Annotated in this window: 26 protein-coding genes and 1 pseudogene; 19 read left to right on the top strand and 8 right to left on the bottom strand. The window is 70.6% G+C overall.

What is annotated here, in order from left to right; all coding sequences use genetic code 11:
- Window positions 1-567 precede the first annotated feature (567 nt).
- From IH80_RS0113350 to IH80_RS0113340, 3 genes are all read right to left on the bottom strand, one after another.
- Window positions 568-933, bottom strand: coding sequence for a hypothetical protein (locus IH80_RS0113350; protein WP_030960353.1), 366 nt, complete (start codon window positions 931-933; stop codon window positions 568-570).
- Between the two features lie 100 nt (window positions 934-1,033).
- Window positions 1,034-1,375 carry a DUF5713 family protein gene (locus IH80_RS0113345; protein ID WP_030960351.1) on the bottom strand — a complete coding sequence of 114 codons (342 nt, stop codon included), beginning with the start codon at window positions 1,373-1,375 and terminating at the stop codon, window positions 1,034-1,036.
- 590 nt (window positions 1,376-1,965) lie between these two features.
- Window positions 1,966-2,397: a CBS domain-containing protein gene (locus IH80_RS0113340; RefSeq protein ID WP_030960350.1), complete on the bottom strand. Its 432-nt coding sequence runs from the start codon at window positions 2,395-2,397 to the stop codon at window positions 1,966-1,968.
- Between the two features lie 692 nt (window positions 2,398-3,089).
- On the opposite strand from IH80_RS0113340, the gene IH80_RS0113335 reads away from it, so the two are divergent.
- Together IH80_RS0113335 and IH80_RS0113330 are read left to right on the top strand one after the other, a co-directional pair.
- On the top strand, window positions 3,090-3,473 hold the full coding sequence (locus IH80_RS0113335) for a VOC family protein (RefSeq protein ID WP_030960349.1): 384 nt from the start codon (window positions 3,090-3,092) through the stop codon (window positions 3,471-3,473).
- 261 nt (window positions 3,474-3,734) lie between these two features.
- Window positions 3,735-4,298 (top strand): ribosome-inactivating family protein, encoded by a 564-nt coding sequence (locus IH80_RS0113330; protein ID WP_078906493.1) that lies wholly within the window; start codon window positions 3,735-3,737, stop codon window positions 4,296-4,298.
- Between the two features lie 549 nt (window positions 4,299-4,847).
- Here IH80_RS0113330 and IH80_RS0113320 read toward each other — a convergent pair.
- Entirely contained in the window at window positions 4,848-5,657 is an 810-nt protein-coding gene (locus IH80_RS0113320) for a hypothetical protein (RefSeq protein WP_158943425.1), read from the bottom strand.
- A 297-nt stretch (window positions 5,658-5,954) separates the two neighbouring features.
- Here IH80_RS0113320 and IH80_RS0113315 point away from each other — a divergent pair, with 297 nt between their 5' ends.
- From IH80_RS0113315 to IH80_RS0113300, 4 genes are all read left to right on the top strand, one after another.
- Entirely contained in the window at window positions 5,955-7,136 is a 1,182-nt protein-coding gene (locus tag IH80_RS0113315) for an LLM class flavin-dependent oxidoreductase (RefSeq protein WP_107056810.1), read from the top strand.
- Window positions 7,137-7,160: 24 nt separating this feature from the next.
- The gene (locus IH80_RS0113310; protein ID WP_051809231.1) at window positions 7,161-8,588 is read left to right on the top strand and encodes an NtaA/DmoA family FMN-dependent monooxygenase; all 1,428 of its coding nucleotides are present in this window, start codon (window positions 7,161-7,163) and stop codon (window positions 8,586-8,588) included.
- Window positions 8,589-8,729: 141 nt separating this feature from the next.
- Entirely contained in the window at window positions 8,730-9,863 is a 1,134-nt protein-coding gene (locus IH80_RS0113305; RefSeq protein WP_030960341.1) for an LLM class flavin-dependent oxidoreductase, read from the top strand.
- A gap of 62 nt (window positions 9,864-9,925) precedes the next feature.
- The gene (locus tag IH80_RS0113300) at window positions 9,926-11,131 is read left to right on the top strand and encodes an alpha/beta hydrolase family protein (RefSeq protein WP_051809229.1); all 1,206 of its coding nucleotides are present in this window, start codon (window positions 9,926-9,928) and stop codon (window positions 11,129-11,131) included.
- A 25-nt stretch (window positions 11,132-11,156) separates the two neighbouring features.
- On the opposite strand, the gene IH80_RS0113295 is transcribed toward IH80_RS0113300, so the two are convergent.
- Window positions 11,157-11,636: a MerR family transcriptional regulator gene (locus IH80_RS0113295; protein ID WP_051809227.1), complete on the bottom strand. Its 480-nt coding sequence runs from the start codon at window positions 11,634-11,636 to the stop codon at window positions 11,157-11,159.
- Window positions 11,637-11,719: 83 nt separating this feature from the next.
- Here IH80_RS0113295 and IH80_RS0113290 point away from each other — a divergent pair, with 83 nt between their 5' ends.
- Window positions 11,720-12,559, top strand: a complete 840-nt coding sequence (locus tag IH80_RS0113290) for an oxidoreductase (RefSeq protein ID WP_078906492.1) — start codon at window positions 11,720-11,722, stop codon at window positions 12,557-12,559.
- A 34-nt stretch (window positions 12,560-12,593) separates the two neighbouring features.
- Window positions 12,594-13,040, top strand: a complete 447-nt coding sequence (locus IH80_RS0113285) for a hypothetical protein (RefSeq protein ID WP_234432219.1) — start codon at window positions 12,594-12,596, stop codon at window positions 13,038-13,040.
- Window positions 13,041-13,241: 201 nt separating this feature from the next.
- On the opposite strand, the gene IH80_RS0113280 is transcribed toward IH80_RS0113285, so the two are convergent.
- Window positions 13,242-13,466: a DUF6480 family protein gene (locus tag IH80_RS0113280; protein WP_030960333.1), complete on the bottom strand. Its 225-nt coding sequence runs from the start codon at window positions 13,464-13,466 to the stop codon at window positions 13,242-13,244.
- 179 nt (window positions 13,467-13,645) lie between these two features.
- Between IH80_RS0113280 and IH80_RS0113275 the strand changes: the two genes are divergently transcribed.
- The 3 genes and pseudogenes from IH80_RS0113275 to IH80_RS42220 form a co-directional block, all read left to right on the top strand.
- Entirely contained in the window at window positions 13,646-13,819 is a 174-nt protein-coding gene (locus IH80_RS0113275) for a CsbD family protein (protein ID WP_030960331.1), read from the top strand.
- An 83-nt stretch (window positions 13,820-13,902) separates the two neighbouring features.
- Window positions 13,903-14,073 carry a hypothetical protein gene (locus tag IH80_RS45335; protein WP_199819251.1) on the top strand — a complete coding sequence of 57 codons (171 nt, stop codon included), beginning with the start codon at window positions 13,903-13,905 and terminating at the stop codon, window positions 14,071-14,073.
- 20 nt (window positions 14,074-14,093) lie between these two features.
- Window positions 14,094-14,336, top strand: a pseudogene (locus IH80_RS42220) (DUF664 domain-containing protein); the annotation flags it as partial.
- Window positions 14,337-14,450: 114 nt separating this feature from the next.
- Here the strand turns inward: IH80_RS42220 and IH80_RS0113260 are convergent.
- Window positions 14,451-14,801, bottom strand: coding sequence for a winged helix-turn-helix transcriptional regulator (locus tag IH80_RS0113260; RefSeq protein ID WP_030960329.1), 351 nt, complete (start codon window positions 14,799-14,801; stop codon window positions 14,451-14,453).
- 76 nt (window positions 14,802-14,877) lie between these two features.
- Here IH80_RS0113260 and IH80_RS0113255 point away from each other — a divergent pair, with 76 nt between their 5' ends.
- Window positions 14,878-15,537 carry an NADPH-dependent F420 reductase gene (locus IH80_RS0113255; protein WP_030960328.1) on the top strand — a complete coding sequence of 220 codons (660 nt, stop codon included), beginning with the start codon at window positions 14,878-14,880 and terminating at the stop codon, window positions 15,535-15,537.
- A gap of 490 nt (window positions 15,538-16,027) precedes the next feature.
- On the opposite strand, the gene IH80_RS44695 is transcribed toward IH80_RS0113255, so the two are convergent.
- Window positions 16,028-17,242, bottom strand: coding sequence for a histone protein (locus IH80_RS44695; protein ID WP_158943423.1), 1,215 nt, complete (start codon window positions 17,240-17,242; stop codon window positions 16,028-16,030).
- A 100-nt stretch (window positions 17,243-17,342) separates the two neighbouring features.
- Here IH80_RS44695 and IH80_RS0113240 point away from each other — a divergent pair, with 100 nt between their 5' ends.
- The 7 genes from IH80_RS0113240 to IH80_RS45940 all read left to right on the top strand — a co-directional run bounded on the left by IH80_RS0113240 (window position 17,343) and on the right by IH80_RS45940 (window position 20,753).
- Window positions 17,343-17,717, top strand: a complete 375-nt coding sequence (locus tag IH80_RS0113240; RefSeq protein WP_030960323.1) for a gas vesicle protein — start codon at window positions 17,343-17,345, stop codon at window positions 17,715-17,717.
- Window positions 17,718-17,745: 28 nt separating this feature from the next.
- Window positions 17,746-18,201 (top strand): gas vesicle structural protein GvpA, encoded by a 456-nt coding sequence (locus IH80_RS0113235; protein ID WP_030960321.1) that lies wholly within the window; start codon window positions 17,746-17,748, stop codon window positions 18,199-18,201.
- Window positions 18,202-18,204: 3 nt separating this feature from the next.
- Window positions 18,205-18,921 carry a GvpL/GvpF family gas vesicle protein gene (locus tag IH80_RS0113230; RefSeq protein WP_030960320.1) on the top strand — a complete coding sequence of 239 codons (717 nt, stop codon included), beginning with the start codon at window positions 18,205-18,207 and terminating at the stop codon, window positions 18,919-18,921.
- A 49-nt stretch (window positions 18,922-18,970) separates the two neighbouring features.
- Entirely contained in the window at window positions 18,971-19,219 is a 249-nt protein-coding gene (locus IH80_RS0113225; protein ID WP_030960319.1) for a gas vesicle protein GvpG, read from the top strand.
- 72 nt (window positions 19,220-19,291) lie between these two features.
- A complete protein-coding gene (locus IH80_RS0113220; RefSeq protein WP_051809223.1) occupies window positions 19,292-19,654 on the top strand; it encodes a gas vesicle protein in 363 nt (120 codons plus the stop codon).
- Entirely contained in the window at window positions 19,651-20,493 is an 843-nt protein-coding gene (locus IH80_RS0113215) for a GvpL/GvpF family gas vesicle protein (protein WP_037879773.1), read from the top strand. Before IH80_RS0113220 ends, IH80_RS0113215 begins: the two co-directional genes overlap by 4 nt.
- Window positions 20,490-20,753: a gas vesicle protein gene (locus IH80_RS45940; protein ID WP_037879771.1), complete on the top strand. Its 264-nt coding sequence runs from the start codon at window positions 20,490-20,492 to the stop codon at window positions 20,751-20,753. The genes IH80_RS0113215 and IH80_RS45940 overlap by 4 nt, the downstream gene beginning before the upstream one ends.
- Window positions 20,754-20,759 lie beyond the last annotated feature (6 nt).

Below are 20,759 nucleotides of genomic sequence, written 5' to 3'. Positions count from 1 at the left end.
GTGATCGCGGCCGCCCCGTCCGGGCGCGCCCCCTTGCCGTTCCCCTGGTGGGGGTGAAGCCGGGGTCGGCGCAGGTGTGCGACGCGCTCCCCCCGCTGCTCGCGCGGCACTCCCCCATCGAGGCCCTCCGCGCGGCGACACGTCCCTGCCTGCCTGTCTGTCTGGTCGGTTGCGGAGCGACTGATCGTCAGCCAGTGTCGTCCCTGATCAGGGCCGCTGCGATCGGATGGACCGCTCCGCGACAGCTGTCGTAGACGGTGCTGGTCCGACGGCGACGTACAGTGGCGCGAGGCTCCGATGTCGGAGACTCCAAGGGCACGGGGGCTCTCCATGGGCATGAACAAGGCGGCCAGGACCGAGTGGTGGGAGAGTCTGCCTGTCGGGATCCGCGACGAGATCGACTCGGCTGCCTTGGTCGCGTCGGACTCGGGCGGCCCTGGACGTCCAGGCAATCGACCAGTACGTGCTCGAACACGCGAGGTGTACTGAGGCTGCGCTCAACGACGGAAAGCGGCTCCGTCACCGCGTCTCGGCACTGATGACGATGTCAACGGCGCGAGCCCACCCCTACGCTTCGTCGACTGACACCCGGACCCGACGCCGCCCCGGCCTGCCGAGCAGCGAGGTGGTGAACCGGTTCCCACCGACGACCTCCCCAACGACGAGTCGGCCATCGCTCAGCAGAAGAGGTCCGTCGAACACCGTGGTCGGACTTTCCAGATCCCGTCCCCGGCCATCCGAAGCACCGTGATCGTTGAAGATCCGTACCTTGACCAGCACGGTCTGGGCCTGCACGCGGACGATGAGGTGGGTGTCGCAGGCAGCAGCGGGCTCGCTGTGGAGAGCCAGTGTCGCGGGGATCCACTCGGTCGAACCGATGGCCATCACTGGGTGATTCACGTACAGGTCGGGGTCGGTACCTGCGATCTGCATCGTCCGACTGCTACGCCATCCGTGACCTCCCCGGAGGACAGGACCCCGCGCGGACAGCGACATGAGACAGGTGACCGACGGGCGTCGTTCTGGCACTCGCTCACCAGTCTCGGCCGGCGATCAGCTCCTCTGCATCCGCGTCTGTGAAGCCGTATGCCGACGCGACAAGCCAGAACTCCTCAGCGATCCATTCGCGCGCAACCGTCTCGATCTCACTCCCGGCTGCCTCGAACTCCGCTTCCAGAAGGTTGAACTCCTCCGTCGCGGCCTGGGTAAGCGCGTACAGGGCTTCCAGGTTCGGCGGCTGCTCAGCCTCAATCCGCTCGCACAGTCGCAGCAGTATCGCCCTGCCCTGGTCTACGACGTCGTCGGGGAAGTACGAGTCCTCGTACATCGGCCGCAAAAACGCGTGCCCTGTTACCTGCTGGTTTGTGATCGGCATGCGCTTCCCCATCTCCGCAAAGCAACTGACGCGCCGATCATGCACGACACCACTGACAGCTACGCCGCCCACGTACGCCAGTTCACTCGTGACCAGCACATTCCTCACAGGCCGCGACGTACGCGCGCGATCGCGGGTGGGGCCGAAGCCGGTGCGCACAGCATGAAACCAGCCTCTCCGGCCGACCGGCTGGCCAGGCACGCGCCGACGACTCCACCCGCCGCCGCAGGCGCGTGCCGGCCGCGCTCGACGACCTGACCGCGATGGTCAGCCGATCAGTCGTCCGTCGACTCGGCCCGGTCCCGGACGAACCGCCTCACCTCGGCCGGCGCCGAGCACAGGCAGGAGGGGGAGCGTCTGCTCGACTCCGCCCTGGATGGCCTCACGGTCCGCCGCTGTGGTCCCTGAGGCCATGGACCGACCGGCGGGTACGGTGCCCGGCCGCGTGATGGCGGGGGGGGGAGAGCCACCACGCGGCCCGGGTCCGCTCGGGGGCCCGCGCCGCTCACCGCCGCGGACTCCCGTGAAGACGCTTGTGGCCGCTTTCCGCAGACTCAAACCTTCCATCCGGACGTCGCACGGGTGCGCCGTCACCGTTCGCGCCGCTCCTCCACCGCCGCCGCGATGGAGGCGAGGGGCGAGCCCGGGTCGCGTTCGACTTCCAGGTCGCCGAGGGTGACGATGCCGACGAGCTCGCCGCTGCCGGTCTGCACGGGCAGGCGCCGTAGCGCGTGCCGGCGCATGAGGTCGACGGCTTCATCGACGTGGTCGTCGGGCCCGACCGTGATCGGTTCGGTGCTGCAGATGGCCAGAACGGTCGTCTCGGCCGGGTCGCGGTCCTCCGCCAGCGCGCGGACGACCAGGTCCCGGTCCGTGAGGATGCCGCGGAGCCGTCCCTCGTCGACGACCAGCACGTCTCCGATGCCCGCGTCACGCATCACCCGCGCCGCTTCCGCCAGCGAGGTCTGGCGCTCCACGGTCACCGGGTTGCGCGTCATCACCTCGTGCACTCGTCGGGTCATCGGTCCTCCCGATGGGTCGATCGGTCGCCTTGGTCGGAACGGTCCGGACAGTGCCCTTTCGTCGGGCGGTGCCGTCTGCGCGGCGTCTACCCGTCCACCGGCGAGGTAGGCCCTGAGCCGGTCCGTCCCAGTATCCGGGTGACGGCGCCGGGACGCGTTGCGTGCGGGCGGCGGACCCGAGTAACGGCATCACCCTTTCGCTGCTGACGCACGGCTACGCCTGGCTCCCCGACCGGATGCGCACCTCGGCGGCGGCCCGGTCACGGAGTGGGCCGGGCTCGACGTCACCGTTCCCGATCAGGACCTGACCAGTCCGCCGTGCGGGATGCCCGCGCTTCCGCGGCGGCTTCCGGTTCCGCCTGGCCTGGGCGCGTCGCGACCGGGGGCGGACGGGGCTCGGGCGTGAGTGGGCCCCGACCGGCCGGGGGGGGGATGGCCGATCGGGGCGGCCCCAGGCCGGCCGGGGGGAGGCGGGCCGGGGCGTTTCGGGAGTGGGGACGGGAAGGGCGTCGCCTCACGGCGGAGGGCACTGCAGGGCATCGACCGAACGATCTTCCCCGCAGGCACCGGATCGGGCCCGGGGACATCGTCCCTTCCCGCACCCACGTAAACATGAACGCTCAACGACGGTGTCGTGTTCCCGTCGCGGGTGGCCTTGGCCCCCGGCCTGCGGATCAGCCATGATCACACGCATGGTTTCAATGGTGCAGAACGTGGCGATCGACTGTGCGGACGCCTATGAGCTGGCGCGGTTCTGGAGCGGTGTGACCGGCCGCCCGGTGCATCCGGACGTCAAGCCGGGGGATCGGGAGACCCTCGTGCCGCTGGCGGAGGGCCCGGTGCTGTACTTCAACCAGGTACCCGAGGCCAAGACGGTCAAGAACCGGCTCCACCTGTGCCTGCGCCCCGAGACCTCGCGCGATCAGGAGGTGGAGCGCCTGCTGGGCCTCGGTGCCTCCTTCGTCGCCGATCACCGCAACCCCGACGGTTCGGGCTGGGCAGTTCTTGCCGACCCGGAGGGCAATGAGTTCTGCGTTCTGCGCAGTGATTCCGACCGGGCGGCCACGGATTCGTAGCCCCAGCGCGTGCGTCCGCCTTTCGCCGATCACCGGCCGATTTCTTAGCATCACAGGTCAACAATTCTCCTGGCCGCAACCCGGACGACTACAAAGGAGCCATCGGACCGACCCGGCCCTGACGGAGTGATAAACCCGTGGGCGGCCGGAATGAGGCGAAGGTGGTGGTGTGCATGCGCGAGTGCAGCAGGATCCGAGCGATTGCGGTCAGATTGCTCACGACGAGCCCGAGTCCTGGACCTCTCCCCTGAGGGGCCGGCCATGTTGATGCCGATCCTGTTCTCACCGGCTCAGGCCACGGCCGACGATTACCGCTCCCTGACGTCGACCATCCGGGCGAAGGCGGAAGACGGCCAGGGATTCTTCGGCGGAGCCGGACGCAAGGAGGGCGAGATGCCCTACCTGCCCCTCCACATCCGGTTGCGGGGCCTGTTCGTCGAGCTCTTCATCGAGCTCCGCCCGCGCAATACCAGCCTCCGTATCGCCGGGTTCCGGAATATCTTCGAGAACGGCGAGGCCCCGCCGGAAGCGTACGTGCACCACGTGCGGGACTCGGCCGCGCCGCAGGAACTCGACAGAACGGAAACCCTGCCGTTCGGCGGGGCCCGCGCCGACCTGGAGACGGCGGCAGCGGTCCGGCGTGCCGGGATCATGCTCGGACGCCGCCCCTTGAGCCTCGCGGTCATCCGACTCCACCAGAACCGTGATCCGCGGAGCACCGCCTACGGAATGCTGGTGCTCTCGGAAATGCTCTGCGAGGCCGCCCGGTATCCCGCGCTGGCCGATGCGATGTCACGCCTCTGGATACCCGGCGGACGACTTTAATCCGCAGGGACCACCGAATTCCCGCCCCCCTCCCGCCCCACGCGCATAGGGGCACGGAAGGAGGAAACGACCCCTCTTCAGGAGTTCCAGGAAGCGCTGGCCGCTTCGCGAGATGCCTCGTGCCGTGTGCCGCCCGGGCCCTGCCCCGGGCGGCACACGGCCTCCGCGACCACGGCCGGGCCAGGAACGCCCGCACCCGCCATAGGATGGCGCGCATGGCCGGTGTCATCCCCACGGATCCGCAGGAAGAAGCCGCACAGGGCCGCGTAGCCCTCTGGCTCACGCCGGAAGACCTGGGGTGGCTGGCACGCCACTGTTGCTGCCCGGAAGACGCGTCACCCGAGGAGAAGGACCGCTGCGGCCGCCTCCGGTTCCGAGCGAGCACCGCCCTGCACAAGCACGGCCGGTCCGACTGACGCCGCTCCGGGACGGGCCGAACGCTCCGGCTGCGGTGGACACGGGCGTGGAGTTCTCGTGCCGCGCCCGTCCCGGCCACCGGGGGTTCCCCTACCGGGCCTTCCCGTCAGGTCGACCGCATCGGCGGGGCGGTCAGGACGGCGGGATGCGGGACAGGAGGCTACGGAGCGCGGCAGTGCGGGCGTGCGTGGGATGCAGGTACCGTTCGCAGGCGGCCAGTGCCCGGGCGGCCTGCGCACGGGCCTCGTCACTGCGGCCCAGGCCGTGCAGCGCGGTGGCCCGGTACAGCTCCAGGTGCCCGACGGCGTGCGGCGGCGGCTCGGGGAGGGCCTGCGCCTCCAGCGACTCGGCCAGCGCCTCCTCGTGCCGGCCCAGGCCCGCCAGGCTGCGGACCAGCAGGACGCGGAGAGAGTCCGCGACCTCCCCGTCGTCGGCCCGTGGCAGGTTCGCGCGGACGATCGTCTCCGGCTCCTCGTACAGGCCCTGCGCGCACAGGGCGTGCCCGAGACAGATCAGGGCGGTCAGCTCGATCTGACGGTACTGGGCAGGATGCGCCCGCCGTGCCAGGGCGCGCAGGACGTCCCGGGTCTCCGACTCCGCCTCCACCGGTCGCTCTTCGTCGATGAGCACCAACGCACGGTTCAAGCGGGCGACCAGCAGCATGCCGTGGGGGAGATCGTTCGTCCGCCCTGCCTCCGCTATCAGCTCCTCGACCTCGCCCAGCGACGAGGGGACGCGTCGTCCGTGGGCGCGCGCCGCGACCACGGCGACATGGGTGGCGTACCAGGCGGTGCCCGGCCGGCGGTCCCGTCCCTTCCGGCGCCGCCGGGCCGTGGCGAGGGCCCGTGCCCGCGCCTCGGCCTCTTCGAAGCGGCCCTCCTCCATCAGCGCGTAGGCCTGTTCGAGAGCAGCGAAGTGCCACGGGGCCGGTGCTCCGCCCATCCAGGCCAACCAGGAGGTCGGCCGGCTCATACGCCCGAGAGGTGTCATGGCAGTTGACCTTATGCGGCCGCGGCGGACGTCCGACCGGCAGCCCGTCCACAGCCAGCCTGCCGGCCTCCGCCCCCTGCGGCTCCACGGCAACGAACCTGCCAAACTCCCTTAATATCACCGTCGTTGTATGACCCCGCCGTCGGGCGTAGCGTCGTCGCCAAGCTCCCGGTCCGTTCCGCGCGGCGCCGCCCCCCTTCCCCTGGTCCTCGCCGCCGCCCCCTTTCCGTACGGTCGATCAGGAAGGCGCTGTCTGCCGTGTCCGAACTCCATCTCGCCGTCGCGCTCGACGGTGCCGGTGGGCACCCGGTCGCCTGGCGCGAACCGGGTGCCCGGCCCGCCGAACTGTTCACGGCCCGCTACTGGGCCGGTGTGGTCGCCGAGGCAGAGGCCGGCCTGCTCGACTTCGTCACCTTCGACGACGCCCTCACCCTCCAGTCGGCCTCGCCGAACGGGCAGGACGAGCGGACGAACCTGGTCCGCGGGCGGCTGGACGCCGTGCTCACGGCGGCCCGCGTCGCTCCGCTGACCCGGCACGTCGGGCTGGTCCCCGGCGTGACCGCCACCCACACCGAGCCGTTCCACATCTCCAAGGCGGTCGCGACCCTCGACCACGTCAGTCGCGGCCGGGCGGGCCTCGACGTCCGGGTCTCCGGACTCCCGCACGAGGAGCGGCACTTCGGCCGTCGTCCGGTCCCGCTCCAGGAGGACGAGCTGCACGAGGAGGCCGCCGATCACGTCGAGGTGGTCCGCCGCCTGTGGGACAGCTGGGAGGACGACGCCGAGATCCGTGACGTGGCGACCGGCCGGTTCGTCGACCGCGACAAGCTTCACTACGTCGACTTCGAGGGGCAGCACTTCAGCGTCCGCGGGCCGTCGATCACCCCTCGCCCGCCCCAGGGGCAGCCCCTGGTCACCGTCCGGGCGACGGACAGCGCCGCGTACGGGCTGATCGCGCGGGCCGCGGACGTCGGGTTCCTGGCGTCCCGCGACACGGCAGGGACGCGGGCGGCGGTCACGGCCGTCCGGCAGGTGCGCGAGTCCGTTGGGCTCGGCCCGGAGCCCCTGCACCTCTTCGGGGAACTGACCGTGTTCCTGGACGCGGACGCCGCGGCGGCCTGCGACCGCCTCGGCCGTCTCGACGCGCTCGCGGGTGACCCGTACGACGGCGGCGGCGCCCCCGTGTTCACCGGCACTCCGACGCAACTCGCCGACCTGCTCCAGGAGCGCGCGGAGGCGGGCCTGTCCGGTTTCCGCCTGCGGCCGGGCGTGATCGCCCACGACCTGCCCGCCGTCACCCGCGTCCTCGTGCCGGAACTCCAGCGGCGCGGCCTCTTCCGCCGGGAGTACGGGGCGGGCACTCTGCGCGGCCTGCTGGGGCTCGACCGGCCCGCCAACCGCTACGCGGTGGCCGCCCTCCCCGCCTCCTGATCCCTCTCCCCGGAAGGACGAACCATGAGCACGAAGGCGCTCAAACAGATCCATCTCGCCGCCCACTTCCCCGGGGTCAACAACACCACCGTGTGGAGCGACCCGGCGGCCGGCAGCCATATCGACTTCGACTCCTTCGTCCACTTCGCGCGGACCGCGGAACGCGCCAAGTTCGACTTCCTCTTCCTCGCCGAGGGCCTGCGCCTGCGCGAACAGGGCGGCCGGATATACGACTTGGACGTCGTGGGCCGCCCCGACACCTTCACCGTGCTCGCCGCGCTCGCAGCCGTCACCGAACGCCTCGGCCTCACCGGCACGATCAACTCGACGTTCAACGAACCGTACGAGGTGGCCCGCCAGTTCGCGTCGCTGGACCACCTCTCCGAGGGCCGGGCCGCCTGGAACGTGGTCACCTCCTGGGACGCCTTCACCGGCGAGAACTTCCGCCGCGGCGGCTTCCTGCCCCGCGAGGACCGCTACACCCGCGCCCGGGAGTTCCTGGCCACGGCGAACGAGCTGTTCGACTCCTGGGAGCGGGGAGCGGTCGTCGCCGATGCCGCGTCGGGTCGTTTCCTGCGTGACGGACGGGCCGGAGCCTTCACGCACCAGGGCACGCACTTCGACATCGAGGGCCGTTTCAACGTGCCGCGCAGCCCGCAGGGCAGGCCGGTGATCTTCCAGGCCGGGGACTCCGACGAGGGCCGGGAGTTCGCGGCGGCTTCCGCCGACGCCATCTTCGGCCGGTACGGAACCCTCGACGAGGGGCGGGCCTTCTACGCGGACGTCAAGCGCCGCCTGGCCGCGTACGGCCGCACCCGCGACCGGCTGAAGATCCTCCCCGCGGCCACCTTCGTCCTGGGCGACACCGACGCCGAGGCGCACGAGGCCGCGTACGAGGTGCGCCGGCTGCAGGTCAGCGGCCAGACCGCGATCAAGTACCTGGAACACGTGTGGAACCGCGACCTGTCCGGATACGACCCGGACGGTCCGCTGCCCGACGTCGACCCCCTGCCCGGCGAGAACACCATCGCCCTCGGTCGGGCCAGTGTCCGCCAGTTCCGCGACCCCCTGGAGACCGCCCGCCGATGGCGCGCGCTCGCCGAGGCCAAGAACCTGTCCATCCGCGAACTCGTCATCTCCACCACCTCCGAGCAGACCTTCATCGGCTCCCCCGCCACCGTCGCCGAGTCGATCGACGCCCTCGTGCAGGCGGACGCCGCCGACGGCTTCATCCTGGTCCCGCACCTCACCCCGGGCGGCTTGGACGTCTTCGCCGACACCGTCGTTCCGCTGCTCCAGGAACGGGGCGTCTTCCGCACCGACTACGAGGGCACGACCCTGCGCGACCACCTCGGGCTGACCGGGCCGGACGCGGAGCGGGGCGCGGCGCGAGGCGTGGAGCGGGCCGTGGAGCGAGGCGCGGAGTCGGCTCGGCGGACCACGGTCGTGTGAAGGTCCCGCGTTCCCGGGGGTCCGTCCCGTCCGTCCGGTCCATCCCGTCCGACCGGTCCATCCCTTCCATCCTGTCCATCCCTTCCATCCGGCCCTGTCCCTTCCTGCACCTTCCCGACGTCCGAGGAGCCCGTCAGAGCCATGTCCGGTATCCCCCTCGGGGTCCTCGACCTCGTCCCGGTCCCTTCCGGTTCCACCGCCGCCCAGGCCCTCCACCACAGCATCGACCTCGCCCGGCAGACGGAGTCCTTCGGCTACGCCCGCTACTGGTTCGCCGAGCACCACCTGAACCCGGGGGTCGCCGGGACCTCGCCCGCCGTGGTTCTGGCCCTGGCGGCCGTGGCGACGAGCACCATCCGGATCGGTTCCGGCGCCGTCCAGCTCGGCCACCGCACCGCGCTGTCGACGGTCGAGGAGTTCGGCCTGATCGACGCCTTGCACCCGGGCCGCCTCGACCTGGGCCTCGGCCGCTCGGCGGGCGGGCCGCAGGCCCGGGCCGGCGACCCTGCGCCGGTCACGCCCGTCGTGGACGGGTACACCCCCAACGGGCTGCGCATACCGGCCCGGTTCTCCTTCGCTCACCTGCTGGGACACCCGCGCGTCGCGCTCCAGCACAAGCTGCTGAACCTGCCGGGCGCGCAGCCCCAGGACTACGCCGAGCAGGTCGACGACGTGCTCGCCCTGCTGCGCGGTGAGTACCGCAGTCCGGAGGGCGTGGAGGCGCACGCCGTCCCCGGCGAGGGCGCCGACGTGCAGGTGTGGATCCTGGGCAGCAGCGGCGGGGTCAGCGCGGAGACCGCCGGGCGCAACGGGCTACGGTTCGCCGCCAACTACCACGTCAGCCCGGCCACCGTGCTGGAGGCCACCGAGGGGTACCGGGCCGCCTTCAAGCCGTCCGCGGAGCTGGACCGGCCGTATGTGACGGTGTCCGCCGACGTGGTCGTGGCCGAGGACGACGGGACGGCGCGCGAACTGGCCACCGGGTACGCCCCCTGGGTGCGCAGCATCCGCACGGCCGCGGGCGCCATCCCCTACCCCACGCCCGCCGAGGCCCGCGCCCTCTCCTGGACGGACGCGGACCGCGAGCTGGTCGCCGACCGGGTGGAGACACAGTTCGTCGGCTCGCCCCGGACGGTCGCCGACCACCTCGAACGGCTCCAGGAGGCCACCGGCGCGGACGAGCTGCTGATCACCACGATCACGCACGGTCACGCGGACCGGGTCCGCTCCTACCGGCTGCTGGCCGAGGAGTGGAACCGCCGCGGCGGGCGCTGACCTGCGCGCCGTGCGGGCGTCCGGGGGCCCTCGTACCGTGGGGGTGTACTCCGGGAGGCATCGTGGCGTACCGGTTCTGCGAGAACGAACAGTTCGATTTCGAGGTGATGGTGCTCCTCGGGGCGGCCTGGCAGAAGGGTTCCGATCCCGGCGAGGTCCTGGCCACGGCCGGCATGCTGGGCGACGCTGACGGCCGTCGCTGGTTCGAAGGCTGGACGGAACTGGCCCGGCGCGTCCGGTCGGACGGCGAACAGACAGCCGGGGCAGGGCGGCGGACGAGCGCTCGGGACGCCTGGCTGCGGGCCGCCGGCTACTTCGGGACGGGGCTGGTCGCCGCCGACGCGCTGTCCGACGAGGAACGGCTCCTCGCGGTGTTCCGGGAGCACCGGGAGTGCTTCGACCGGTTCGCGGCGGCATGGGAGCCGGCCGCGGAGCGGGTGGCGGTGCCGTACGAGGGGACTGCGCTCCCCGGCTACCTCTTCCGGCCGGTCGGGGGCGACGCGGACGCGCCGACGGTGATCGTGAACAACGGCAGCGACGGTCCGGTGAGCACCGCGTGGACGATGCTCGGCGCGCCGGCCGTGGCGCGCGGCTGGAACGCCCTCCTCTTCGACGGGCCGGGGCAGCAGTCGATGCTGTTCGAGCACCGGATGCCGTTCCGTCCGGACTGGGAGAACGTGATCACCCCGGTGGTGGACTTCCTGGTGGCCCGGGACGACATCGCCGCCCGCAGGCTGGTGCTGGCCGGGATCAGTCAGGCCGGCTACTGGGTGCCCCGGGCCCTGGCCTTCGAACACCGCATCGCGGCGGGTGTCGCGGACCCGGGTGTGGTGTCCGTCGTGGACAGCTGGTGGAACAACTTCCCGCCGGAGCTGCACGAGCTGTTCGACTCGGGCGACCGGGACGCGTTCGACCAGGTCATGCGCGAAGGGATCGCGGAGGACGGGGAGTTCGCCGCCCTCTGGCAGTGGCGGGCCAAGCCGTACGCGATCGACTCCCCGTACGACCTGCTCACCGAGGTGGGGCGGTACGACCTGACGGGGCTGCTGGACCGGATCACGGTGCCGCTGCTGGTGACCTCGCCGGAGGGCGAGCACTTCTGGCCCGGCCAGTCACGGCGCCTGTACGAGGCGTTGCCGGGCGAGAAGGCGTTCGTGGAGTTCACGGCGGCGGAGGGCGCGGACATGCACTGCGAGCCGCTGGGCCGGGCCCTGTTCGAGCAGCGGGTGTTCGACTGGCTGGCCGCCCGCCTCGACGCCACGGCCTGACCTCAGGCAGGGGTGCGGCCGCCGCCTACGTCCTGCCGGCCGCCTGCGGCCCCGGCGCCGGGCAGTCCGGTGCCGTGGTACCGGACTGCACGTCCGAAGCGGCATCCGTGCGGGACGGGTTCCACAGCCGGTCGGCCTCCCCCCGCTCCACGTGGTCCTCGTAGATCCGCACCTTGTGCCGCATGACGCCCAGGGCCTCTCGCAGTTCCCTGATCTGCGCCTCCACGAAGGCCTCGTGCCTGCGCAACAGCTCAAGGCGGTCGAGCTCGTTGCCCGGCCCCTGCCGGACCAGCTCGATGTACTGCCGGATCATCGCCACCGACATGCCCGAGGAGCGCAGCTTGGTGCAGACCGCCAGCCACTCCACGTCCTCCTCGTGGTAGATCCGGCGGCCGTTGGACAGGCGGCGCACCGGGTTGGCGAACAGGCCCTCCCGCTCGTAGAACCGCAGCGCGTGCACGCTCAGTCCACTGCGCTGCGCCACTTCACCGATGCTCAGGTCCATGAGTGACTCCCGTCACGCCGCTCTTGATCTAGACCGGACTCTAGCTCCTAGCGTTGAGGTGACGGCCAGTCGGACGATCGGAAATGCGGGAGAACATGAGCGTTTGGTTTGTCACCGGTGCATCGCGCGGGCTCGGAGCGGAGATCACACGTGAGGCGCTGGAGCGGGGACACAGCGTGATCGCCACGGCGCGGGACGCGTCGGCGGTGCTCAAGGCCCACCCGGAGCAGCCGGACGGGTTGCTGGCGGTGGACGCGGACGTCACCGACGAGGAGCAGTTGGCGGCGGCGGTGGAGGCCGGACTGGTCAGGTTCGGCCGGATCGACACCGTCGTCAACAACGCAGGCTACGGCCTTGTGGGTGCGATTGAGGAGGTCTCAGACCGGGCTGCCCGCGACCTGTTCGAGGTCAACGTGTTCGGCGTGCTCAACACGCTGCGCGCGACCCTGCCGACGCTGCGCGCGCAGCGTTCGGGACACGTCCTGAACATCAGCTCCGTGGGTGGCTTCGCCACCGCTCCGGCGGTGGGACTGTACGGTGCGTCGAAGTTCGCCCTCGAAGGCATCTCCGAGGCCCTGCACGGCGAGCTCGCCCCCCTCGGCATCCGCGTCACGGTCATCGAACCCGGCGGCTTCCGGACCGACTTCCTGGGGAGCTCCAGCATCCGGGTCGAGCCGGCCAGCATCGCCGACTACGCCGTCGGCGCGGGGCCGGTGCGCGAGGCGATGAGCACGTTCGACGGTCTCCAGCCGGGCGATCCGGCGAAGGCGGCCCGGGCCATCGTCGACGTCACCGAGGCCGACCAACCGCCGCTGCGCCTGCAGTTGGGGGCCGACGCGGTGGAACGCGTCGAGGCGAAGCTGGATCTGGTACGACGTGAACTCGACCAGTGGCGTCACGTGGCGCTCTCCACCGCGATCTGAGGCACCGTCCGCCACCGACCTGCAGAATGATCTCGTGGCCGATGATGACAGGACCCGAACCAGCACGGAGCAGCGTTCCTTCCTGACGTGCGCGACGGCGGTGGCCCGGCTGCTGGGCGTCGAAGAGAGCGCCGGGGAGCCGGGCGATCTGCGCGCCCGCCGCCTCGCCCATGCGGTGCGCAAGCCGCTGCTCGAACGGGAGAGCATGCCCGAGGAGTGGTTCGTCCCGTTGATGGCGGCAGCCGTCCACGACCCGGACCCGAGTTTCTGCCGCTGGTTCGTCGAGCCCGCGGTCTACGCCTTCGGACTGCGCCGGGTGGCAGCGGCCCTCGTCGACCACCTGCGGAACGGCACGGATGCCGAGCGAGCGGGTGCTGTGCGGGCGTGGTACAGCGCCCATGTGCCGCTGCGCCCGGACAGGTCGCCGTTGTACGGACCCGGTGATGGTCTGATCGGGGCGGGTCGGCGTTGCCCCGCCTGAACGGGGGGCCGGCACGCGCGGGGGTGGACGCCCCGACGTCGCGGTCCCTCGTGCGCACGCTCCTGGACGAGCACGGCCACGCGGCGGTCCGGGCGCTCCTGTGGCGGAAGGACGACGGACCGAGACTCCCCGCGTACCGGAAGCACGGCGCCCGGCACGATCTCCGCGCCGAGGCTGCGTGCAGATGTGCCGAGGCTGCGTTCAGACGTTCAGCATGATGGCGTAGGCCAGGAAGAACAGGGCGCAGGCCAGGGCCACCAGACAGATGACGATGAGGGGCCCCTTGCCCCAGCCGCGGGTGAGAGGGCGGTACGGGCCCGCGCCGGAGCCGGTGCTCGACTCGCAGGGCGGCGTTTCGCCCGGCGGCACCCCGCCGGCGGGCCGTGACGTGTTGGTCGGGTCTCGGTCCGGAACGCGTGCTGACATGTCAGCCTCCCTCGGCTCGAAGGCCGCGCCCACCCATCCGGCAGGTCGGCCCCGGATGTCCGGCACCTACCCACCACATATCACCCTATGCCCGATATCCAATGAATAAGAATGAATAGGCATATTCACCCCCGTTTTGGGTAGAGGGCGAGTGCTGAACGGTGCCGGAGGTGAGACACATGGGCGCAGGCAAGAAGATGAAGGACACGGCCAAGACGACCAAGGGAAAAGTGAAGGAGACCACGGGGAAGGCCGTCGGCAACGAGGGGCTGGAAATGAAGGGCCGCCGCGAGCAGATCGCCGGTGATGCCAAGCAGACCGCGCGGAAGGCCAAGGACACACTCAAGCACTGACACCGACCCCTACGGGGCGTCGTGCGTCGACATGCGTGAGGGCCGGCAGGACACCTCCTGCCGGCCCTCGGCGAAGGACCGATATGAGCGCGAGCGAGAAGGCAAAGGCCGGGATCGAGCAGGTCGCAGGCAAGGTCGTCCGGAAAGCCGCCCACGCGATGGGCAAGGAGACCCTGGCGGCCAAGGGCGCGGCTCTGGAGGCCCGGGGTCGGGCCCGTCAGCTCAAGGAGAAGGGCAAGGACACGCTCAACTGACCAGGGCGGGCAGTTCGGACCACGTGCCGTGGTGGCCGGAGCCTCGTCCCAACACGAACCCTGTTCGCCGTCATGGTCCACGTCCTCGGCGAGTGCGTCCGGCACGCGGGGCAGGCCGACATCCTGCGTGAGAGCCCCGACGGCCGCACCACGGCCGCACCGGTCTGCGCGCCGAACACGAGAAGCAGGTCGACGAGGAAGCCCGTGCAGCCCACTGCGCGAAGATCGAGCAAGCCGCCAGGTCGGCCGCATCCCTCAGGGCTCAGTGGTGCCTCAGGTGCCCGCGCCCTCCCCCTCGTCCCCACTCCTCGACGCCGTGCCGCCCGTGCGGGCAAGCGCTGCCGGCCCGGGCGCCGTCCCGGTGTCGAGCTCGGCGATCACCCGCTGTTTCGGTCCTGGGCAGCCATGACCTCATCGCCGTGCTCGAAGGCCCAGGCGCCGAACGCGTCGATCGGGCCGAGCAACGTCCGGCCCAGGGCAGTGAGTTCGTACTCGACGCGGGGCGGCGCTTCGGCATAGGCGTGTCGCTCCACCAGACCGTTGAACTCCAGCCGCCGCAGCGTCTCGGTCAAGACCTTGGGACTGATGCCGCCGATGCGCTCGCGAAGTTCACCTGGCCGCCTGGGACCGTCCCGCAGGACCCAGAGCAGTACGGGGTTCCAGGTGTTGGAGAGAAGGTCGAAGGCGAGGCGGGCGCGACAGTCGGCGAGGGAGTCGTTGGTCGTCACGTACCAAATGGTGCCTGACGCGTTTCCTAGTGTCGTCCCGGAAGCGGTTGGAGCAACCGCGGAGAGGGATGGATCGATGAAGATCGGTGTGCTCGGGACGGGGAACATGGCGGATGCACTGGCCACGCACTGGGTGCGGGCCGGGCATGAGGTGTTCGTCGGAGGCCGGGACGAGCGGAAGGCCCAACGGCTCGCGACGCGTATCCGGGGCGGTGCGGGCCACGGGAGTCTGCGCGCGGCGGCGCGCTTCGGCGAGGTGGTGCTGGCCGCGCTGCCCTACGGTGCTGGGGCGGACGTCGTCAAGGAGCTCCAGGCGGCGCTGAACGGGAAAGTCCTGCTCGACTGTGCCAATCCGGTCGGACCCGGCTTCCGGCTGCTGACGGAGGGCGGCCCCTCGGCGGCGGGCCGCCTTGCCGCGGCGGCACCGGGTGCGCGGGTCGTCAAAGCGTTCAACCTCTGTCACGAGGACGTGTGGCGGATGACCCCGCCGGTCTTCGACGGTCAGCCCCTCGCAGTCCCGGTATGCGGGGATGACGAGGCAGCGCTCACCCGGGTGTACGAGCTGGTGCGGGATGTCGGCTGCGAGCCGGTGGCCGGAGGCGGGCTGGAGCGCGCCGGACTGCTGGAAGCGACCGCCGCGCTGTTCATCGGACTGTGGGTGGCGGAACAGGTTGACGTACGGACGATCGCACCGCCGTTGGCCTGTGCGACAGGCCCGAGTGCCGAGAGCGGGTGAGGCCTGCCGGGCACTGCGTCAGGAGTTCCAAGCCCCATGGGCGAGGAATATGGCGCGCAGCAACCGGCGCGCCGCCAGCCGCATGCCCCAGACCGTCGCACGTGCACCCCACACGGCGAGGCGCAGGAAGATGCGCCGGATGACGGACCGCGGCTTCCAACGGCGGAGGGCACGGCGCCTGCTTCTTCTTTTTCTGTGGTGCCGCAGGCGCCGCCTCCAGGGAGACACCATGACCACCTCCTCCGACCTCAGCGCCGTGGCCGTGCGCGGACTCCCCAACCTCGGCCCTTCTTCCCGAAAACCCGGTGCGCGGTGTCGGTCACCTTGCCCTTCAGATTTCCCGGTGGCTGACGGCCATGGCCTTCAGCGGCTTTCCCGGTCAACTGGTCCGCCTCGCCCGGGCGGTGACGGCGTACTGGGACAGCTCGCCGAGCCGTTGTCCGGTCCCGTCGTGGATCGCTCGCGCCGGGGCGTTCCGAGGCCGCCCTGCCTACCTCCGCGCGGACGGCTTGCGGGACGCCGTCTTCGTGGCGGCCGTCTTTCGGGCCGGGCTGCTGCCCGTTGCCTTCTTGGCAGCTGTCTTCCGTGCGGTGCTCTGGCCTGCAGACCGTTTCCTCGGCGCGGCCGTACTGGACTTCTTCGCAGCGGGCCTGGTCGACGAAGCGGATGTGGGGGCCTTCTTCCGGGGCGGTGCCGCCTTCGCAGCAGATCCCGAAGACCTTCCACCCGTGGTCTTCCTGTCCGCTGTCTTCTGCGCGGGAGCGGACTTTCTGGGCGACGGGGCCTTCTTGGCCGGTGTGGCCTTCTTGCGGGCGCTCGGGCCCTGCTCGGCCTGACGCGGGCGGGCGGAGCCGGACTGGGGAGCGTGACGACGGGCAGGCCGTCGCGGTGGCGGCGCCTGCTCCTCCTCTTCCTCGTCCCCGTCCTCTTCCTCGTCCTCGTCCTGCTCGTACCCGTCTTCCGGTTGCTCCTCTTCCTCCTCCTCGTCCTGGCCCTGCTCGTACTCGTCTTCGGGTTGCTCCTCGTCCTCCTCCTGCTCCTCGTCCTCTTCCTCGTCCTGGCCCTGCTCGTACTCGTCTTCCGGTTGCTCTTCTTCCCCCTCCTCGTCCTGAGCCTGCTCGTACTCGTCTTCCGGTGGCTCCCCCTCTCCTTCGTCCTCTTCCTCCGGCTCTTCTTCCGATTCCTCCTCGGGTTCGAGGTTGCCTTCTTCCTCCTGTTCTTCGTCGTCGTAACCGTCCGCCTCGTCCTCGTACGGCTCCTCGTCCTCCTCGTCTTCCTCGTCCTCCGGCCGACCGCCGCGCGTCAGGTCGAGCGTGCGCTCGTGCAGCGAGTCCGCGAAGCTGGCGAGCTGACGGTTGGCCGCAGCGGACAGGGCCTGCCGGCCGGCGTCGAGGGCTTCGCCCTTCAGCTGGTCACTCAGGTCGGCGAACTGCGGCATCTCCTTGACCTTGGTGAGGCCTTGCTTCAGCAGTTGCTCCGGCTCCAGGCCGAAGCGACGGCCGGCGATATAGGTCGCGATGGCGAAGGCCATCCGGCCCTTCTTCACCCGGCCGAGCACGTAGCCCCCAGCCAACGCGACTGCGAGTGCGATCTTGGTCGTGTCTTGCATGATCATCCCCTTCGGCCAGGGGCCCCGGGCCTGTCGGTGACGTACGCGACCGCGCAGCGGGATGTCTCGCCCTCCCGGCCCGGCGCGTCGGTCCAACCTCGGCCGTCCTGACAAGCTCCTGCCCCCCATCCAGGACTTAAGCGCAGATTTAGTGACATTCTGGATGGTGGGAGACCCTCTCCCAGGGGAGTGCCATATGTCCGCATCAGAACCTGCGCGCCCGCGGCGCGTCTCTCCGCGAGCTGCCGACGAAGGTGAAGAGCAGGGCCGGAAGCCGTCGCGGCGCGCCGGCCCCCGTCACCGGTCCGGCGTGCACGGCGCTGCGTCGGCGATGCGGTCGGCAGCCGAACAGCTGGCTCAGCTGCTCGGGCGTCCGCCGGACTCGGTTTCCTCGCTGAAGCCGACCGAGGACGGCTGGATGGCCCAGGTGGAGGTTGTGGAGTTGGAGCGCATCCCGGACACCACCAGCGTCATGGCCAGCTACAAGGTGGCACTGGACGAGGACGGCGAGCTGATCTCCTACGAACGCACCCGCCGCTACACCCGCGGAATGATCGACCGGCCGACCTGAGCGCAGGCCGCCGGGGGAAGGAGGCGCCATGACCATGGTGCCGCAAGGCGGCAGCGCCATCGCCCGAGGAGGCGGAAACTCGAGCAGCCTCTACGACGTACTCGAGCTCATTCTCGACCGCGGTCTGGTCATCGATGTGTTCGTCCGTATTTCGGTGGTGGGCATAGAACTCATCAAGATCGACGCACGCATCGTGGTGGCCAGCGTCGACACCTACCTCCGTTTCGCCGAGGCCTGCAACCGCCTGGACCTGGAAGCCGGGCGCAAGGCTCCGGCGCAGCTGCCGGATGTCGTGGGGAAGGTGATGGAGGGCGGTGCCCGAGGCAAGTCCAAGGGGGCATTGAGCGGTGCCGTCGACGCGGTCACCGACTCCCTGACCGGCAAGCGGTCCCGCAGCGAGGAACCGGAGGAGGAAACGGAGGAAGAGGAAGCTCCCAGGCGCAGACGTCCGGCCAGGCGCCCGGTGCGCAGGGAGAAGGAGTGAGCCATGGCGCTCTACGTGTACTCGATCGCCGCCACGGGCCATCCGCGGCATCTGGACGGCCTGACCGGGGTGGGCTCCAGCCCGTCACCCTTGCGTTCGGTAACCGCCCGCTCGCTGTGTGCAGTCGTCAGCGACGTCTCCGAGGAGATCCGGCCCAAGCGCCGGGACCTGCTGGTCCACCAGGAGGTGCAGGAGCGCCTGATGGCCGACGGCCCGATTCTGCCCTTGCAGTTCGGCTACATCGCCTCTGACGACAGCGCGGTCCAGCAAGTTCTGGAAACGAACGCCGACGGTTACCTGGACGCGCTCCGGCGCCTCGAGGGCTGCGCAGAGTACAACGTCCGGGTCGCCCAGGACGACCAGGAACCGCTGCTGCACCAGATCCTGCAGGACCTTCCCGAAGCCGCAGACCTCAACGAGCGGATCCGTGCCGGGGACACCGACCCTCAACTTCCTCTCGCCCTGGGTGAACTGGTCGCTCGCGAGGTAGAAGCACGACAGGAATCGCTTTCCGCCGGACTCGTCCAGGCACTGTTGCCCTTCGCTCGCGCACACGTCGCCCACCCGCCGACGGGGAACGACTTCCTCAACCTTTCGCTCCTCGTCCCCGACGAGCAGAAGGAAGACCTGATGACGGCCCACGCGAATCTGAGCCGGGAGATCGGCGGCGGCGTCGGCCTCCGCTTCACCGGCCCCCTGCCCCCGTACAGCTTCGTCTAGCTCCACCCGTCCCGCCGGTCCACCGCCCATGTGAAGGGAGGCGAACACCATGGGACTGCTGACCTACCTGCTGACGCTTCCCGTCGCGCCGGTGCGCGCAGTCACGTGGGTCGCCCAGCGCGTCGTCGAACAGGCCGAGGAGGAGTACTACGATCCCGCCCCCGTCTGGCGTGAACTCGCCGATCTGGAGCAGATGCTCCTCAACGGGGAGATCGACCAGGAAGAGTTCGACCTCCGGGAGGACGAGTTGCTCGACAGGCTCACCGAGATCGCAGAATTCCGGCACGGCACTTCGTGACCGGGGAACCGAGGCCGCCACGTGACTGATCCCCTACCCGACCGATTCGGATCCTTCCCCTCCCGCGCCCCGATGCCGTACGGGTCCAATTCGTCGTCGAGCCTGGCCGACATCCTCGAGCGGGTCCTGGACAAGGGCATCGTCATAGCCGGTGACATTCGCATCAACCTGCTCGACATCGAACTGTTGACCATCAAACTCCGGATTCTGATCGCCTCGGTGGACAAGGCCAAGGAAATGGGAATCGACTGGTGGGAACACGACCCCTCCCTGTCCTCCCGCCACACCGGCAGCCCGCTGGAGCAGGAGAACCGCCGCTTGCGCGCCGAACTGGAGGCTCTGCGGCGCGACGGGACCGGAGAAACCGAGCCTTCGGAACGCGCCGCAGGACGTCGTGGACCGTCCGGCCGCGCGCCTGAGGAGCGTCCGCCGTGAGCACCGAACCGGGACCCCTCACCTACGTCTACGCCGTGGCCCGGCAGACCGAGCGCCTGGCCGACGTCCTTTCCGGCCTCCGCGGCATCGACGCGGCACCCGTCAGGCTCCTGGCCGACGCCTCCGACGCCGGTTCCGCCCCGCTCGCCTTCGTCATCAGCCCCGTGGCGCACTCGGCCTTCAACGAGTCCGCACTCAAGAGGCACTTCGAAGACCTGCCGTGGCTCGAGAGCGTGGCCCGCGCCCACCACGACGTCGTGCAAGCGATCGCCGCGGAAGCGACGGTCCTGCCGCTGCGCATGGCCACCGTCTACGAGGACGACACCCGGGCCCGGCAGGCACTCGGCGGGCAGCGTGGAGCCTTGACCCGTCGCATGTCCGCACTCGACGGCCATACCGAGTACGGCGTGAAAATCTACCTGCCGCCGCCGGCAGCACCCACGACGGCCGAGCCCTCACGCGAGGCGGGCACGCCTCCCACCACGCCGGGCAAGGCGTACCTCCAGCGCCGCAGGGTGCAACGCAACGCCCGCGAAAGGGTCTACGAGCAGGCCCGGCTCGCCGCGACGGCCGTCGAAGCGGTCGCAGCCGGCTTCACCACCCAGCGCGTGCGTCACGCCCCGCAGAGCGGCGCCCTGAGCGGCCCGCAGGAGAACGTGGTCAACGACGCCTACCTGATCCCCGTCGAACTCGCCCAGCGGTTCCGGGCCGGCATCGAGGACGCCGCTCGGGACTTCCCCGAGGTCCGCATCGAGGTCACCGGACCGTGGGCCCCCTACTCCTTCGCCATGCCACCGGCCGAAGCCGCCGGCGCGGCGGGCGGCGAGCGTGGGCCATGAGCCTCGCGGAGTTCGACGAACCTCTGCCCGGCCGCCAGGTCGCCCTCGTCGACCTCCTCGACCGGCTGCTCAGCGGCGGGGTGGTCGTGGTCGGCGACATCGTCCTGTCCATCGCGGACATCGACCTCGTACGCATCTCACTGCGCGCCCTCATCGTGTCCGTCAGGTCCGAAGCGGATCCCGGCACGGTGCAGGACGCGCAGGACGCGCAGGGCGAGCCGGGCGAGGACGCGATGGAGGGGGACGGCCGTGGCCGCTGAGGAGCG

The sequence above is a fragment of the Streptomyces sp. NRRL S-378 genome, from assembly GCF_000720645.1.
Lineage (GTDB): Bacteria > Actinomycetota > Actinomycetes > Streptomycetales > Streptomycetaceae > Streptomyces.
This window is presented reverse-complemented; position numbering and strand designations above follow the sequence as displayed.

Excerpts from the sequence above, each read along its gene's own strand:
- IH80_RS0113350 (WP_030960353.1), bottom strand. The coding sequence starts at position 933 with ATGCAGATCGCAGGTACCGACCCCGACCTGTACGTGAATCACCCAGTG.
- IH80_RS0113345 (WP_030960351.1), bottom strand. The coding sequence starts at position 1,375 with ATGCCGATCACAAACCAGCAGGTAACAGGGCACGCGTTTTTGCGGCCG.
- IH80_RS0113340 (WP_030960350.1), bottom strand. The coding sequence starts at position 2,397 with ATGACCCGACGAGTGCACGAGGTGATGACGCGCAACCCGGTGACCGTG.
- IH80_RS0113335 (WP_030960349.1), top strand. The coding sequence starts at position 3,090 with ATGGTTTCAATGGTGCAGAACGTGGCGATCGACTGTGCGGACGCCTAT.
- IH80_RS0113330 (WP_078906493.1), top strand. The coding sequence starts at position 3,735 with ATGTTGATGCCGATCCTGTTCTCACCGGCTCAGGCCACGGCCGACGAT.
- IH80_RS0113320 (WP_158943425.1), bottom strand. The coding sequence starts at position 5,657 with ATGGGCGGAGCACCGGCCCCGTGGCACTTCGCTGCTCTCGAACAGGCC.
- IH80_RS0113310 (WP_051809231.1), top strand. The coding sequence starts at position 7,161 with ATGAGCACGAAGGCGCTCAAACAGATCCATCTCGCCGCCCACTTCCCC.
- IH80_RS0113305 (WP_030960341.1), top strand. The coding sequence starts at position 8,730 with ATGTCCGGTATCCCCCTCGGGGTCCTCGACCTCGTCCCGGTCCCTTCC.
- IH80_RS0113295 (WP_051809227.1), bottom strand. The coding sequence starts at position 11,636 with ATGGACCTGAGCATCGGTGAAGTGGCGCAGCGCAGTGGACTGAGCGTG.
- IH80_RS0113290 (WP_078906492.1), top strand. The coding sequence starts at position 11,720 with ATGCGGGAGAACATGAGCGTTTGGTTTGTCACCGGTGCATCGCGCGGG.
- IH80_RS0113280 (WP_030960333.1), bottom strand. The coding sequence starts at position 13,466 with ATGTCAGCACGCGTTCCGGACCGAGACCCGACCAACACGTCACGGCCC.
- IH80_RS0113275 (WP_030960331.1), top strand. The coding sequence starts at position 13,646 with ATGGGCGCAGGCAAGAAGATGAAGGACACGGCCAAGACGACCAAGGGA.
- IH80_RS45335 (WP_199819251.1), top strand. The coding sequence starts at position 13,903 with ATGAGCGCGAGCGAGAAGGCAAAGGCCGGGATCGAGCAGGTCGCAGGC.
- IH80_RS0113255 (WP_030960328.1), top strand. The coding sequence starts at position 14,878 with ATGAAGATCGGTGTGCTCGGGACGGGGAACATGGCGGATGCACTGGCC.
- IH80_RS0113240 (WP_030960323.1), top strand. The coding sequence starts at position 17,343 with ATGTCCGCATCAGAACCTGCGCGCCCGCGGCGCGTCTCTCCGCGAGCT.
- IH80_RS0113235 (WP_030960321.1), top strand. The coding sequence starts at position 17,746 with ATGACCATGGTGCCGCAAGGCGGCAGCGCCATCGCCCGAGGAGGCGGA.
- IH80_RS0113230 (WP_030960320.1), top strand. The coding sequence starts at position 18,205 with ATGGCGCTCTACGTGTACTCGATCGCCGCCACGGGCCATCCGCGGCAT.
- IH80_RS0113225 (WP_030960319.1), top strand. The coding sequence starts at position 18,971 with ATGGGACTGCTGACCTACCTGCTGACGCTTCCCGTCGCGCCGGTGCGC.
- IH80_RS0113220 (WP_051809223.1), top strand. The coding sequence starts at position 19,292 with ATGCCGTACGGGTCCAATTCGTCGTCGAGCCTGGCCGACATCCTCGAG.
- IH80_RS45940 (WP_037879771.1), top strand. The coding sequence starts at position 20,490 with ATGAGCCTCGCGGAGTTCGACGAACCTCTGCCCGGCCGCCAGGTCGCC.